This window comes from Halomonas sp. SpR1 (assembly GCF_031010175.1).
In the GTDB taxonomy this organism is placed as follows: Bacteria; Pseudomonadota; Gammaproteobacteria; order Pseudomonadales; family Halomonadaceae; genus Vreelandella.
The window spans coordinates 1-14,498 of sequence record NZ_JAUAMB010000004.1 but is presented as its reverse complement, the minus strand read 5'-3'; the positions used below and the strand labels follow the sequence as shown (position 1 = coordinate 14,498).

The following is a 14,498-nucleotide window of genomic DNA, read 5'->3' as shown; positions in this document are numbered from 1 at the left end:
TTATGGCTAAATTGAGGGAACCAGTGAAACGACGAGACGCTGCAAGCGACTGGGTAGTGGAAGCGTTAGCACTCAGGCTAAACACGCATGAAGCTGCCACGCTTGTTCGGAAGCTCTATGGCTCGCTTAAAGAGTGGATTCAACACGGTGAGCTAACGGCAGGGGATGCGCTGCCCTCTTCCCGCCACTTGGCCCGCGCTTTGGGTGTTAGCCGCAATACGGTGCTGGCCGCCATGGATAGGCTACTGGCGGAAGGGTTACTGATTTCCTGCCAAGGGGCGGGGCTCTATGTGGCCGAGCTACCCACGCTGTTAAACAGGGTCGAACTACCAGCGCCTTTGCCTGTTCGCTACTCAACGCGGGGCAATAAGCTGTTAGCGCTGAGTGGAACGTTAAGCCATGGACATCGCGCCTTTGCGCCGGGTGTCCCGGCCCTCGACCTGTTTCCCCGCGAGCCGTGGCAGCGCCTGTTGCGGCGCCACTATTATCACGCCCAGATGGCATGGATGGATTATCAAACCACTGGCGGGCTACCTGAGCTGAAAACGGCCCTTTGTGATTATCTTCGCCTTTCCCGCGCGGTGCGCTGCCAGCCGGAGCAGATCGTGATTACCCAGGGCGCCCAGCAGGCGTTTGAACTGATTGCTCAACTACTCACCGATCATGGTGACTCTGTGTGGATGGAAGAACCGGGTTACGGCGGCGCCCAGGCCTGCTTTTTGGCGTCGGGCTTAACGGTAACGCCGATTCCCGTCGATCAAGAAGGGCTAAACCCATTACTTGCTCCCGAGAATGCGCCAGCGCCTCGGCTTATTTATGTGACACCCTCCCACCAATATCCTAGTGGCGTCACCATGCCAGTCCCCAGACGGCTAGCATTACTTGAGCACGCTTTCCGCACTGGCAGTTGGGTCATTGAAGACGATTACGACAGTGAGTTTCGCTACGATACACCGCCGACGCCTTCGCTACAGGGGCTTTCGGAGCAGGCATCGGTTATTTATGTGGGCACCTTTAGTAAAGTGCTCTACCCCGGCTTACGCTTAGGCTATTTGGTACTCCCCGAGACGCTCGCCGAAGACTTTAGACGCGCCCATGCGCGATTGCACCGCGAAGGTAACTACCCCGTGCAATCAGCGCTGGCTGAATTTATTGCCAACGGGCACTTTACCCGTCACATCGCCCGCATGCGGTCTGCCTATCGTCAGCGACAGGTGTGTTTACGCACTGCATTAGCACCAGCGGTGGCCAAAGGGCTTGAGCTTTCTGATGGTCATGCCGGTATGCATCTGCTGGCCCGGCTCAATACCCGTGCACAAGAAGACCAGCTCATAGAACGCGCCGACAAAGCCGACATTACCCTTTCGCCACTTTCTCGCTATTACCTCTCTGGAAACGAACGTCCTGGTTTAGTACTCGGCTATGCAGGCTCAACGGAAGACGAGCTGATGAAGGCAGGTAAGTGGCTAAGCGACGCTTATTTAGCCATCAGAGACGACACAAGGCCCTCCTTGAGAAGCCAAGGCCCCACCAAGCTATAAAAGGATGTGCTGCTGGCGTATTCTCTGGAAGCATTCTTGTAGTAGTGTATCTTTCTTTAACAGGCTTATTTTATAAATCCAATTGAAAGGGAACGACACGTTCCCAACGGGGTTAATGTGGCTCAATCATTCTCTTCGCACACAGAATCCCGCGCCTCAATATGGAAGGCATGGAGCGTGCATATATTTACCGCCAGTGGCGTGCTGCTGGGTACGATGGCGCTGCTCGCACTGGTCGACAAAAACCCGGTTGCCTGCCTGCTCTGGCTAGGCGCCGCGATGATGATCGATGGTATTGATGGCACCCTGGCGCGCAAATATGAAGTGAAGGCCATACTGCCCCACTTCGATGGCTCAACGCTTGATATGGTGATCGATTACCTGACCTGGGCCTTTATTCCTGCCCTATTCATCTACTATTTCATTGAATTGCCACCCTATTTAGGGCTGCTATCAGTGTTTATTATTCTGCTGTCATCGATGTTCTGTTTCTGCAATGTCGATATGAAAAGCCAGGATAATTACTTTGTTGGCTTTCCTGCCGCCTGGAACATCGCCGCCGCCTATTTCTATATTCTCGATTTCCCGCCGTTTATCACCTTTGCCACTATCGTTCTGCTGGCTGTCCTCACCGTGACCCGAATGAAGTTTCTGCACCCCTTTCGGGTGCGATTGTTCATGCCGCTCAATATCGCTGTCACGCTAGTGTGGTGTGTATGCGCCACATCACTGGTGCTCTCTAGCCCCGTGCATGCCGCCTGGGCACTATGGGGATGGGGTATAACATCGGCTTATTTCATCGGTATGTGCATATGGCGTACCGCCCAAGAGTGGTTTGATTAATAAGCGAGTAGCTGATGACCCGCAACTTCATAGCCCCCGACGGGCACCCTCGCTGCCAATGGTGTGGCGGCGCACCAGAATTTCTGCCCTACCATGATAACGAGTGGGGCTTTCCGGTAGACGACGATCAGCGACTGTTCGAGAAGCTCTGCCTGGAGAGCTTTCAGTCAGGCTTAAGCTGGCGCACCATCCTAAACAAGCGCGAGAACTTTCGCGCTGCTTTTCACCACTTCGATTTCCATCAGGTTGCCCGCTTTGGCGAAGACGATGTGAAGCGGTTACTTCAAGACGCGGGGATTATTCGTCACCGTGGAAAAATCGAAGCAACCATCAACAACGCCCAACGTGCAAAGGAAATGGTCGAGCAGGAAGGCTCATTGGCCGCGTTCTTCTGGCGCTATGAGCCAACCGAGTTAGCGGAGCCACAAACCCAGACTACCTCGCCCGAATCCGTCGCCCTTGCCAAGGAGTTAAAAAAGCGCGGCTGGAAATTTTTTGGCCCCACCACCGCGTTTGCCTTTATGCAGGCCATGGGGCTGCTTAATGATCATGCGCAAGGATGTGTCGTTCGCCAACAAGCAGCTCGCGCCCGAGAAGGATTTGTGCGGCCATCTGATCGACAAAAAACCACCGCCTAGCAAGTCAGGCGGTGGGCAAATGTAACCTCAAAAGAATAAATGACATTATCCGATATGAGCTGAAACTTTAGGGCATTAACACGCTATCAATCACGTGGATAACGCCGTTCGCCTGCGCTACATCGACGACCGTGATATTGGCACTGTTACCCTGAGCATCCATGACCATCAAGTTGTTGCCGTTGCGCATAACGGAGAGATACTCACCTTGCACGGTTTTAAAAGCTACTGTGCCATCATTCTCCATTACCTGTTCTAACAATACTTCTCGGGTCAGATTGCCAGGCACCACGTGGTAAGTTAATACGGTTTGTAATTGCTCCTGGTTTTCAGGCTGTAGCAGCGTATCCACGGTGCCATCTGGCAGTGCGGCAAAAGCGCTATCAATCGGAGCAAATACGGTAAAGGGGCCTTCGCCTTGCAATACATCAACCAGTTCAGCCGCTTGAACGGCGGCGACGAGTGTTTCATGGTCACCCGAATTAACCGCATTTTCGATGATATTGCGCTCAGGAAGCATGCTAGCGCCGCCTACTGTGGTAGGGCCATGAGCAGCAACAGCAACGCCGGTATAGAGGGCAGCGGCGCAAAGGCTAGCAGTAAGAAGTTTGAGTTTCATTGGGGCATCTCCTGGTTGTCGTTAAAAGAGCTCAACAATGCAAGCTCACTAACACTTACGGCGCCAGGGCCTCAGTGGATGCAACTATCTCAACATTATTTATTCACCGCTGAGTGCCCGCCTATTGCCTTCAACGGCTGACTCACCAAGACTGGCGATTCGGTTTACTGTTCAGAGATGCCTGAATGCTAGATGCTACGCAACGCCACCAATATCTTGTTGAGCAACTAAACGGCTGCGCCCAGGGCGACCGCAGCGCATTCGAGCGCCTCTATCGTGTCTCCAGTGCGCATCTATATGCTCAGTTGCTGCGTATAGTAAGAGATGAAGGTGCCGCACAGGATTGTCTGCAACATGTCTTTATCAGAGTCTGGCATGCTGCCGATCAATACGACGCCACGCGAGCCAAGCCAATGACCTGGCTTTCCACACTCGCTCGCAATATTGGTATCGACTGGCTGCGCCGCCAGAAACCTCAGGACACCACCACCGATGAACCTTTATTGGCTACCCTGTTAGGCACTGACGATCCTGAAGATGACAGCATCAGTCATCAGCAAAACGCTAAACTGAACGACTGCCTCGACACGCTCAGTCGACATCAGCGTCAGTTAATGGAAATGGCCTATTTTCAGGGCATGACTCACAGCGAGCTTGCTAACTCTCTGTCCCAGCCGCTGGGCAGCGTCAAAAGCTGGATCCGCCGTGGACTTGAGAGGTTAAAAACATGTCTAACCAATGGGATTTAAGCGACCCTGATGATCGCCACTTAGCGGCTGGCGAGTACGTGCTGGGCGTATTGGATAGCGATCAGAAAGCACGCTTTGAAGCGCTGCTGGCTGTCAGCCATGACCTACGTAATGACGTGGAAGATTGGCGAGAATATCTGCACTTATTCAACGAACAGCTGGATCCTAAGACACCGCCCAAGGAAGTCTGGCAGCGCATTACCCAGGCAACCGGGGCCTCGCCTCTGCGCTGGTGGCAACGCCTGGGCGCATGGCAGGCCATGGCGGCCGGTTTCGGGGTCATTGCGGTAGCGCTGGGCCTTCTTTGGCAACAAGCTGAACTGACCCTATCACCACAGGGAGAGGCGGTCTTCGTGGTTCAGGACGAATCACGCACGCCAGGCTGGATCATTAGCGCAACCCAAGAGGGAGAGCTGATCGTGCAAGCGGTTCAACCGACCCAGGTCGATAGCGAACAGACCGGTGAACTATGGTTGATTGCCGATGGCACGCCCATCTCACTTGGCCTATTACCTGATCAAGGTAGCCATCGCCTGGAACCCAGTGCCGAGTTGCGCGCACAGTTATTCAATGCCGATTTAGCCGTCAGTGTTGAACCCCTGGGAGGCGCTCCAGGAGGCCAGCCAACCGGCCCGATTATCGACCATGGCCGTTTGACGCCAGTGGCGGGCAGCAAGATCATATTTTGATAATATAGTTTCTTTTATTCGTTCCAAATAAGTCACTTATCATGAGGCGCCAAATCAGCGAAATCTAAAATTACTTTCTGGCTACTCGGGCAAAGCGTCATCTCGATAGCTTGGCGCCACTCTTGGCTGGGAAAGACTTGATAATTCGGCAACTCTGTCTGGCCTAAAAGGCTCCAGATAGCCGAGAACTTGTGCTGCCAGGTTTGTGCAGACATCCTGGCCAGACTATCGCGCAGGTGAAACCTTTTATAGTGAGCGCCAAGCTTGGACGCCAACTGAATCGCCTGCCCCGTCAAGAGCCCATAAGCAATAAACCTTGTTCCTGGTGCTATTCGTTGCAATATATTTGCTGCAACTGGCCCTCCTAAAGCGTCAAACACGATGTCCGACTCACGGGCCACAGAGGAGATCTGGGACATATTTTGAATAGATACCGGTTCGATACCAAGCTTTTCCAGGCGGGCAACTCTGCTCTCGGAACGGTATATACCAATAACCTCTTTGGCACCTTGTTGATACGCCCATACCCCAAGGAATTCAGCACAGTTCGAACCGGCTCCAGTCAGAAGCACACGCTTCCCCTTGACGGGCCACGTTTCGAGCATGGTGAGAGCTGCTAAGGGATTAATGTAGGCGCGTGCGGCAACGTCGTCAGAGATGGTATCAGGAACGGGTACTGCAAGAGCGGGGTCACACTCCACAATCGTCTGCCAGGTACCGTCGCCTCGTAATGGAAGCACCCGTTTTCCGATTAGGTTGGAATACTCTTGCGGAGCATCAATAACACACCCCACCCCTTCGTAACCGGCGACAGCGGGAAGCCTTACACGATGCGAATAGGCACCGGTGATGGGAATCAGGTCAGACGGATTAACGGGGGCGTACAACATCCGAACCCTGAGTTTGTCTTCACTGAGGCCTGGGACATCCGATGTTTCCATTTTCAATGTTTCCAGCGGCATTCCGAACGTGCGATAGGTGAGAGCATGACGACGCATGGATACCTCGAAAATGGGAGATTTCGATGATCAAACGATATGAATCAGATTGAAGGGGGCAAGGATGCGGCCCCACCATCGCTTTTGCCTTTATGCAGACCCACGCAACCCGTTTATTAGGTAACCCTTGATGTCGATATTGCAAATAGTAGAAAGGCAACTAAGCTGTTACATGTAACACAACAACCAAGAGCTTTCACCATGACTGCCTCCGACATCAATGATCGTGTGCAGAAGCACCGCGCAACGCTTAGGGCGTCTGGGCTGCGCCCTATTCAAATTTGGGTGCCGGATACGCGTCGTCCCGGCTTTAGCGAAGAGATCAAGCGACAGTGCGAAACAGTGGCAAAAGCAGACAATGCTGACCACGATCTACAAGACCTCATGGATGCTACTTTGCTAGATGTGGATGACGAGTGGGAAGTCTGAGGCAGAAAATCACCGAAAGTATGAGGTGGAAAGCATGAGGCGCGGAGATCTGGTAACGGTTGCCCCACCAGGGGAGTTTGGCAAACCGCGTCCAGCACTGGTCATACAATCCGATCAGTTTATTTCCACCGCGACTGTCACCGTGCTATTGCTTTCAAGCACCCTCATTGATGCGCCCCTGATGCGCATTGAGGTGATGCCTACGTTGGAAAACGGCTTGCACAAGCGATCCCAGGTCATGGTGGATAAACCCATGACGGTAAAACGTGACAAGCTAGGCGAGCCTTTCGGTCACCTCGACGACAGCACCATGGTGATGATTAACCGCTCGCTGGCTCTGTTCCTCGGCTTTGCTTAGAACATCAATTTCCATACCCACAACTCATAAAGGCAGCGCGTATCCCGATTTGACTACGTCCATGGAAACCAGGGTTGTGAACGAGCGCACATTAGGGTGCTCCATCAGTGCCTCGCGGGTGAAGTCTTCGTACTCCTGCAGCGTGCGGGTCACCACCACCAAAACGAAGTCCATACTCCCTGTCACGTAATAACACTGCTGCACATTGGGGTGTTCCCGCATCCGCTGCTTAAACTCGTCGACATGCTGGTTGCGTTCATATTCGAGATCAACACCGACGATGCAGGTAGTCGGCAAGCCGAGTGCTTTGGCATCTAAACGAGCCTCCTCCTGGACAATAACGCCTCGCGCTCTTAACCGCTTGAGCCGCCGCTGAACCGCCGCCGCCGACAAGCCAACCGTTTGCCCGATACTCTCCCCCGTCACGCGCGTATCGTGCTGGTAAATAGCCAAAATCCGACGATCAAAATCATCCAATTGCTCCGCGGGCCGCTCGCCCGCAGTTTGGTCACTCATTATGCAGTCTCCCCGCAATGGCCCGCTAGGATATGCGGCCAGTAAAAAGGTCTTGCCCGTTAAGCTAACGCAACTCAAGCAAAGACTTAACCATATAGACGGAGACAACACCATGAGCCAAATACGCACGATCCTGACCGAGGGCGACCCACGCTTAAGAGCCGTTTCCCAGCCAATAGAAGAAATCACGTCCGATATAGCAAAAGTGATTTCCGAACTGCATGCCACGCTTGCCAATTTCAAAGCGCGAACCAGCTTTGGTCGTGCCCTCTCTGCCCCTCAAATAGGCGAGCCGTTACGCATCGTGGCAGTTCAATTGGGAGGCCGCCCGTTTACATTGATCAATCCCGTTATTGTCTGGCGAAGCGAAGAAACGCAACCGGTATGGGACGACTGCATGAGCGTGCCCAACCATATTGCCAATGTTAGGCGCCACGCCAGCATCAGCCTGACTTACCAGGACGATAGAGGCAAAACCTGCCACTGGCATCACCTTTCAGCGTCACTGGCCGAACTGATCCAGCACGAGGTAGACCATCTTGATGGTGTGCTAATGGTAGATCGGATAGAGCGCCAGGAGGATTTGCAGCCTATCGCACACCACACCGAGCTAATTGCGCCCCAGCGCAGCGGACACCGCATCAAGCTGGAGCATATTGCCTCTGCCTCCAGTCGCATCTCCCCCACCTTCCTGGCAACCCCACAGTATCGTTCACCCTCACTCGATGCAGCGTTAGGGGTCGCCATGACAGTGAAGGTCGAAACGCTCAACCCCCTGCGCAACTTCAAGGGGCGCGGCGCTGACCATTTTGTCTCCCACCATATTCAGCAAGAGATACCTGCACCGTTGGTTTGTGCGAGTGCCGGTAACTGGGGGCTAGCGCTGGCGCATGCCTGCAAGCAGCACGGGCTCCCCCTCAGCGTCTTTGTCGCTGAAAATGCTAACCCACTCAAAATCGCCGGCATTCGCGCACTGGGCGCGGAAGTCATCAGCGTGGGAGAGGACTTTGATCAGGCCAAACAGGCGGCGGCTCGCTTTGCTCAACAGCACGGTGGCTTGTTTGTAGAGGATGGCCGACAAGCCGAGATTACCGAGGGCGCAGGCTCTATTGGGGTCGAAATGCTCGCCCACGGTGACACATTCGATACGCTGCTGGTGCCCCTTGGCAATGGCGCACTGATAAACGGCGTAGGCCGCTGGTTCAAAGCCTCATCACCCGCCACCCGGGTGATCGGCATCTGCCCTCAAGGCGCGGATGCCACCTTGCAAAGCTGGAAGCGCGGTACGCTCGTCACTAATGACCGAGTGGATACCATGGCAGATGGTGTGGCGGTTCGCGCTCCTATTATCGAGGCACTGGAGGATATGCGTGATTTAGTCGATGATATTTGGCTGATGGACGAAGCCAGCATCGAAGAGGGCATGCGCCTTGGCCTGGAACATCTGGGGCTACTACTGGAACCAGCAGGCGCTCTTGGCTTGGCAGCCGCCTATGCCATGCGTGATCAGTGGCCTGAGAATGCCCATGTCGCCACCATTCTGACCGGGGCCAATCCCGCACCAGAACTCACCGACTCGTTACTGACGACCTTCACAGCCAACTGAAAGGAACACTACTTACCCTACACCCACTTGATGTGCCTGCGCCTCCTCCACCATCTCGGTGGCAAGCTCCCCAACTGTCCGCACAGCCGCCTCAATGGTGGGTGTTAGCGTAAATGCGTAGTTAAGACGCAGGCATTGGCGAAACTTGCCCGAGGCTGAAAACAGCGACCCCGGAGCTACGTGGATAGCATGCTGCGCTAAGCGCTGATTAAGCTTCACACAGTCCACCGCGGCGGGCAGCTCTACCCAGAGCAGAAAACTCCCCTGCGGGTAGCTGATGCCAGACCCTTCAGGAAAATAGCGCTGCACCCAGCTAATCATAATATCGCGCTGGCGCTGATACTGGCGGGTGGCGTAACGGACATGGCGCTCGTAGTGGCCTTTAGCAACGAACTCCGCCACTGCCAGCTGTGGCAGCGTGGCCGAGGCGCCGGTTGAGACGTACTTCATATGCAGCGCCTGATCGCGGTAACGGCCCGGCGCCAGCCAGCCCACCCGCAACCCCGGCCCCACCGTTTTGGAAAAACCGCTGCACAGCATGACGCGGCCATCGTCATCGAAGGATTTCACGGTGCGTGGCCTGGGCAGAGAGAATGACAAATCGCCGTAGATATCGTCCTCGATAATCGCTACATCAAAACGCTGGGCAAGCTGAAACAACGTCCGCTTGCGTGCTTCAGGCATGGTGTAGCCCAGCGGGTTATTGTAGGTCGGCGTGACCTATATTGCCCGGATAGGCCACTGCTCCAACGCCAGCTCAAGGGCTTCCAGGCTGATGCCCGTTTGTGGATCGGTGGGGATTTCCAGTGCTTTTAAGCCGTTGGCTTTGAGAATCTGCATGGTGCCGTAAAAGCTGGGTGAGTCCACGGCCACCACATCGCCGGGCTGAGTCAGCGTACGCAGCGAGATACTCAGTGCCTCCTGGCAGCCGGTGGTCACCATGATGTCGTCCGGGTGCAGCAAACAGCCAGAATTAATCGCCAGGCGAGCTACCTGCTGACGCAGCTCAGGGCTACCACTCAGTTTGTCGTAGTTAAACCCATTCAGGTCATTGCCGCGATGCAGTCCAGCGAGGATCTTCGACAGTGGCCGTAGCGTCTCATACTCAAGATTGGGTATGCCACGGCCTAATAGCAGCCGCTCATCATCTCGCTGGGTGGCAACCAACTCTAGGACTTGATCCCATTGGGAAATATCCAGCGGGCGCTGGGCAGGCCGTGAGACCGAAGGCAACACCGAGGGCACCCGGCTTGGCAGCACAAAGTAGCCAGACTTGGGACGCGACTCGATCAATGCCACATCCATCAGTTGGCGATAGGCCTCCTGAGCTGTTGAAATGCTGACGTCCAGCTCCTGGCAGACCGCGCGAATAGAGGGCAGGCGATCGCCCACACGGTAAATGCCGTGCTCGATACGCTCGCGCAAAATGGTGGCGACTTCTTCATAGCGCGTCATAACAACAGCCCTCTTGAAACACAGAAACAATACAGATGCTTATTTATAGCCCATACAGAGAAGTAAAGCACTCCATCTGTATTCAAAAAATATAAAAACCTATATCTGTATTGCACCGACGTCACTGAGTAATCTTGTAAGGCACACAGCACTCAAGGAGAGTCGCCATGCCTCGCATTAGCCTTACTCAGCTTCGCTATCAGTTGCGCTGCCAGTTTCACTCTTATCGCCACTATCGCCGTAGCCGTCGTCAGCTACTGGCGCTGGATGACCGGCTGCTAGAAGATGTTGGTATTACCCGGGAGCAGGCGCAAAAAGAGGGTCATAAAGCGTTTTGGAAACACGCATCTTTTAAAAGGGGCCACCATGAAAACCGCTGAGTATTACCTACTCGATGTCTTTACCGACCAGACGTTTACCGGCAATCCATTGGCCGTGTTTTTAGAGGCTGGAGGGCTTGAGACCAGCACCATGCAGGCGCTTGCCAATGAGTTAAACCTGGCTGAAACGGTGTTTTTAAGTGCCGCTACGGGGCCAAATCACTATTCGATGCGGATTTTCACACCAACGCGCGAGCTGCCTTTTGCAGGCCACCCCACGGTAGGTACCGCGCATTTGCTCGCGGAGCTGAGCCTAGCAAACCGCGCACAAGGCGTTGTACTACAACCCCCTATTGGCGAGCTGGCGGTCAGCTATAACCAAGAAAGGGCAACGTTTACCACCGCCCAGCCCGCTATATTGCAAGACAGCACGATTGATCGCATTACTGCCGTTGAGCTATTGGGACTAGACATTCACCAGGTAATGGGCGATTCAGTCATTGCCTCCTTCGGACTGCCCTATCATTTAATTGAGCTCACTGACGTGGCAGCGTTAGAAAGCGTACACATCTCTACGACCACCTGGGCCAGTGCTGTTGTGCCTAGCAGTGCCGAGCAGGTTTACCTGTATGTGATTGAACAACACGGCGGGACAGAGACGGTTGTTCGCAGTCGCATGTTCTGTATGCACGCCAGTATTTGCGAAGACCCTGCTACGGGTAGCGCCGCAGCCGCCTTAACCGGCTATTTAGCCTCCCTCCAGCCAGACGCCTTGCAGTGCAGGATTCATCAGGGTGTTGAGATGGGGCGGCCCAGCGTTATCCATACCGCCGCCAATGGCGAGATCAAGCCTGGTTATGTGAAGGTTGGCGGTAACGCTGTGGTGGTGGGCAAAGGCACGCTTTACCTCAAGTGATAGCTAAAAAGAAAAAGAGTGCCCACGGTACCGCGGACACTCGGCCTTTTAGTCATCCGTTGCCTACTTTTATGCCGCCTGTACTTCAATACGGCGCGTGCGGTGGCTATCTTTCTTGGGCAGCGTTAGCGTCAGTACACCGTTAACGATAGTGGCGGTAATAGCATCACTGTCCACTTCGTGACTGAGGTTAAAACGCCGCGCAAAACGCTGGCCGCGAACCTCGGCGTGCAGCGCGCTCAACCCTTCGGGCATATTCAGCGCTATCTCGCCCTCCAAGCTCAGCACGTTGTTGTCGAGTTCTACTTTAAGCGTCTCGTGGGTAACGCCGGGCATATCCGCCACCAGCTTGAGCGCGTTGGGCTCTTCAATGATATCCACCGCTGGCAACAGGGTTTCCTTTTCGCGCTGTTGCTCACCACGCTGTTGAAGCGGGGAGTGATTGGATGAACGAACAACGTTATTCATGGTTTATACCTCCTGATCAAGGTTAACAAACATGATTTACGCCGCCTGAACATCAATACGCCGCGGCTTGAGCTCTTCCCGTTTAGGCAGCACGATCTCGAACACACCATGGGCATGACGAGCCTCTGCCCGCTCGGCATCTAAGCCGTCGGGGAGCGCAATCGCCCTTACAAACTCGCCGCTGGCGCGCTCACGGCGAAATATCGGGCGCGAGCTGCCATCCTCATTGTTTCCCGTCACAGCATCACGCTTGCCACGCAGCGTCAGCACATTATCTTGGACATCAATGGTCAGATCCGAAGGTGCCAGCCCCGCCGCAAACACGTAGACACGCACGGTGTCATCGCTACGCGCCACGTTGATCATGGGGAAACTACCTCGCGGCACCGCGCGAATATCCATCGCATTGCCGTCGGGGAAGAAGCCGTCCAGCAGTTGACTAAACCAGTCAAACTGTCGAGGCGAACCGGTTTCAAAACGCTTGAGATCATCGAACATATCGAACACCTCCTACGTTAAGCAGACTGTGAGACTTGCGATAAGAGGCGGCCTCTTATCCACTCCACCGAAGCAGCCTCTACAGTTTGCAAAATAGGAGCGGTCAATCGATTTTCAAGGGTCTGGATGGCAAATTTTTGGAGTTTTTTAAACCGCCATTAGCACCACAGAAGCAGTGACAGAAATCACTACTTACCGATGATGACGGTTCCCGAACCAGTGATGACTTCATTACCGTGGGCACCAATACTGCTCAGAACAGCGGCTGGCTTACTGTTTACGAATACGGTAGACGAAACCTCGTGAGTAATAGGGCTGCCACAAGCAGATTTATCGTCTAACCTTGCGGCAGACAAGCTATCGTAAAAAACATCAGGCGAACCAGTGACCAACGGGTTGGTGCCGTGACCTGGTATAGGGCACGCGGTAAGGTCAGTAATACGTGCTGCGGGCTTTCCACTCATGATATAGCTCCTTAAGCGTATGCCGTTTTAAACATTTCGATACGACAATTATTTAATATTAATTAATATTCATCAAGTTTGCTGGTACTCACTAAGACCTACGGTTAGCCAATAGCCAGTCATCAGGCAACCGTCACATCGGTAGAAAGATAGACATCCTGAATAGCGTGCAGCAGTTCAACGCCCTCCTGCATGGGTTTCTGGAATGCCTTACGCCCCGAGATCAAGCCCATGCCGCCAGCACGTTTATTGATCACCGCCGTGCGAACCGCTTCGCCAAGATCGGAGTGTCCTTTGGAGCCGCCGCCGGAGTTGATCAAACCAGCACGGCCCATAAAGCAGTTAGCGACCTGATAGCGAGCCAGGTCAATGGGGTGATCAGTCGTCAGCTTGCTATAAACATTATCGTGGGTATGCCCGAAACCGACCGCTTTGTAGCCGCCGTTATTCTCAGGCAGTTTCTGTTTGACGATATCCGCTTTAAGGGTTGCAGCCATGTGGTTGGCTTGGCTGGTAAGGTCAGCGGCGGCATGATAATCGGTGCCGTCCTGCTTGAAGGCCGGGTTGCGTAGATAGGCCCACAGCACCGTGACCATGCCCAACTGATGGGCGCGCTCAAAGGCTTCGCTGATCTCCATGATTTGCCGGCGGCTCTCATGGGAGCCAAAGTAAATCGTCGCCCCAACCGCCACACAGCCCATATCGTGAGCCTGCTCCACATCGGCAAATAACGTCTGGTCGTATATCGCTGGGTAGCTCAGGGTCTCGTTATGGTTAAGCTTGAGCATCATCGGGATTTTGTGGGCATAGCGCCGCGCCACGGAAGAGAGAACCCCAAGCGTTGATGCGACGCCGTTGCAGCCCCCTTCAAGGGCCAGCTCAACGATATTGGCCGGGTCGAAATAGCGCGGGTTAGGCGCGAAAGAGGCGCCCGCCGAGTGCTCAATACCCTGATCCACCGGCAGCAGGCTAAGATAACCGGTGCCCGCTAAGCGTCCATGGTTAAAGAAACTCTGCATATTGCGCAATACCGCTGGGCTGCGATCACTATCGGCCATGACACGGTCGATAAAATCCGGGCCCGGCAGATGCAAGTCCTCACGACGAACACCCTGACAAGTATGGTTAAGCAAACTATCGGCGTCACTGCCTAGCAGAGCGGTTATATCAGTCATGATGAACTCCTTTATACTTATCTGTAACAAAAGGTAAGTGTAGGCCAGATACTGCTTCAATAAAGCCTAGCTCTTAAATAAAGCCCTAACCCGAATTTCTCACGAGGCATAAAAGGAAGCGGCTGAAAGTGTTAAAGTTTCAGGGCCTTACACCAAAAACCAACACCAACAGCCGCTTCCAAAATGGTACCTGAAAAACTGACCTTCTCGCCACTC

General features: G+C 54.1%; 17 protein-coding genes and 1 pseudogene. 10 read left to right on the top strand and 8 right to left on the bottom strand.

Annotated features, from left to right (window positions below; translation table 11 throughout):
* The first annotated feature begins 23 nt into the window (after nt 1–23).
* The 3 genes from QT231_RS04370 to QT231_RS04360 all read left to right on the top strand — a co-directional run bounded on the left by QT231_RS04370 (nt 24) and on the right by QT231_RS04360 (nt 3,022).
* The gene (locus QT231_RS04370; RefSeq protein ID WP_374694379.1) at nt 24–1,541 is read left to right on the top strand and encodes a PLP-dependent aminotransferase family protein; all 1,518 of its coding nucleotides are present in this window, start codon (nt 24–26) and stop codon (nt 1,539–1,541) included.
* Between the two features lie 159 nt (nt 1,542–1,700).
* A complete protein-coding gene (pcsA, locus tag QT231_RS04365; RefSeq protein WP_374694378.1) occupies nt 1,701–2,384 on the top strand; it encodes a phosphatidylcholine synthase in 684 nt (227 codons plus the stop codon).
* A 14-nt stretch (nt 2,385–2,398) separates the two neighbouring features.
* A complete protein-coding gene (locus QT231_RS04360) occupies nt 2,399–3,022 on the top strand; it encodes a DNA-3-methyladenine glycosylase I (RefSeq protein WP_308335703.1) in 624 nt (207 codons plus the stop codon).
* Between the two features lie 67 nt (nt 3,023–3,089).
* Here the strand turns inward: QT231_RS04360 and QT231_RS04355 are convergent, their stop codons facing one another.
* A complete protein-coding gene (locus QT231_RS04355) occupies nt 3,090–3,641 on the bottom strand; it encodes a fasciclin domain-containing protein (RefSeq protein ID WP_308335702.1) in 552 nt (183 codons plus the stop codon).
* A gap of 185 nt (nt 3,642–3,826) precedes the next feature.
* Here QT231_RS04355 and QT231_RS04350 point away from each other — a divergent pair, with 185 nt between their 5' ends.
* Complete coding sequence (locus QT231_RS04350) at nt 3,827–4,390, top strand: sigma-70 family RNA polymerase sigma factor (RefSeq protein ID WP_308335701.1); 564 nt, start codon at nt 3,827–3,829, stop codon at nt 4,388–4,390.
* On the top strand, nt 4,369–5,079 hold the full coding sequence (locus QT231_RS04345; RefSeq protein ID WP_308335700.1) for an anti-sigma factor domain-containing protein: 711 nt from the start codon (nt 4,369–4,371) through the stop codon (nt 5,077–5,079). The genes QT231_RS04350 and QT231_RS04345 overlap by 22 nt, the downstream gene beginning before the upstream one ends.
* Before the next feature lie 32 nt (nt 5,080–5,111).
* Here QT231_RS04345 and QT231_RS04340 read toward each other — a convergent pair whose 3' ends face one another.
* Nucleotides 5,112–6,077 carry a zinc-dependent alcohol dehydrogenase family protein gene (locus tag QT231_RS04340; RefSeq protein ID WP_308335699.1) on the bottom strand — a complete coding sequence of 322 codons (966 nt, stop codon included), beginning with the start codon at nt 6,075–6,077 and terminating at the stop codon, nt 5,112–5,114.
* 201 nt (nt 6,078–6,278) lie between these two features.
* Between QT231_RS04340 and QT231_RS04335 the strand changes: the two genes are divergently transcribed.
* Together QT231_RS04335 and QT231_RS04330 are read left to right on the top strand one after the other, a co-directional pair.
* Complete coding sequence (locus tag QT231_RS04335; RefSeq protein ID WP_215092578.1) at nt 6,279–6,506, top strand: antitoxin MazE family protein; 228 nt, start codon at nt 6,279–6,281, stop codon at nt 6,504–6,506.
* Nucleotides 6,507–6,540: 34 nt separating this feature from the next.
* A complete protein-coding gene (locus QT231_RS04330) occupies nt 6,541–6,864 on the top strand; it encodes a type II toxin-antitoxin system PemK/MazF family toxin (RefSeq protein ID WP_308335698.1) in 324 nt (107 codons plus the stop codon).
* A 24-nt stretch (nt 6,865–6,888) separates the two neighbouring features.
* On the opposite strand, the gene QT231_RS04325 is transcribed toward QT231_RS04330, so the two are convergent.
* Nucleotides 6,889–7,380: an Lrp/AsnC family transcriptional regulator gene (locus QT231_RS04325; RefSeq protein WP_308335697.1), complete on the bottom strand. Its 492-nt coding sequence runs from the start codon at nt 7,378–7,380 to the stop codon at nt 6,889–6,891.
* A 112-nt stretch (nt 7,381–7,492) separates the two neighbouring features.
* Here QT231_RS04325 and QT231_RS04320 point away from each other — a divergent pair, with 112 nt between their 5' ends.
* On the top strand, nt 7,493–8,986 hold the full coding sequence (locus QT231_RS04320) for a pyridoxal-phosphate dependent enzyme (RefSeq protein WP_308335696.1): 1,494 nt from the start codon (nt 7,493–7,495) through the stop codon (nt 8,984–8,986).
* A gap of 12 nt (nt 8,987–8,998) precedes the next feature.
* On the opposite strand, the pseudogene QT231_RS04315 reads toward QT231_RS04320, so the two are convergent.
* Nucleotides 8,999–10,441: pseudogene (locus QT231_RS04315) on the bottom strand (PLP-dependent aminotransferase family protein).
* Between the two features lie 167 nt (nt 10,442–10,608).
* Here QT231_RS04315 and QT231_RS04310 point away from each other — a divergent pair.
* Together QT231_RS04310 and QT231_RS04305 are read left to right on the top strand one after the other, a co-directional pair.
* A complete protein-coding gene (locus QT231_RS04310) occupies nt 10,609–10,821 on the top strand; it encodes a DUF1127 domain-containing protein (protein ID WP_308335695.1) in 213 nt (70 codons plus the stop codon).
* Nucleotides 10,808–11,677 carry a PhzF family phenazine biosynthesis protein gene (locus QT231_RS04305; protein ID WP_308335694.1) on the top strand — a complete coding sequence of 290 codons (870 nt, stop codon included), beginning with the start codon at nt 10,808–10,810 and terminating at the stop codon, nt 11,675–11,677. Before QT231_RS04310 ends, QT231_RS04305 begins: the two co-directional genes overlap by 14 nt.
* 69 nt (nt 11,678–11,746) lie before the next feature.
* On the opposite strand, the gene QT231_RS04300 is transcribed toward QT231_RS04305, so the two are convergent.
* From QT231_RS04300 to QT231_RS04285, 4 genes are all read right to left on the bottom strand, one after another.
* A complete protein-coding gene (locus QT231_RS04300; RefSeq protein ID WP_308335693.1) occupies nt 11,747–12,145 on the bottom strand; it encodes an Hsp20/alpha crystallin family protein in 399 nt (132 codons plus the stop codon).
* A 36-nt stretch (nt 12,146–12,181) separates the two neighbouring features.
* A complete protein-coding gene (locus tag QT231_RS04295) occupies nt 12,182–12,643 on the bottom strand; it encodes an Hsp20/alpha crystallin family protein (protein WP_308335692.1) in 462 nt (153 codons plus the stop codon).
* 188 nt (nt 12,644–12,831) lie between these two features.
* The gene (locus QT231_RS04290; protein ID WP_308335691.1) at nt 12,832–13,107 is read right to left on the bottom strand and encodes a PAAR domain-containing protein; all 276 of its coding nucleotides are present in this window, start codon (nt 13,105–13,107) and stop codon (nt 12,832–12,834) included.
* 122 nt (nt 13,108–13,229) lie between these two features.
* Nucleotides 13,230–14,282: a class I fructose-bisphosphate aldolase gene (locus QT231_RS04285; RefSeq protein WP_308335690.1), complete on the bottom strand. Its 1,053-nt coding sequence runs from the start codon at nt 14,280–14,282 to the stop codon at nt 13,230–13,232.
* Nucleotides 14,283–14,498: the final 216 nt, after the last annotated feature.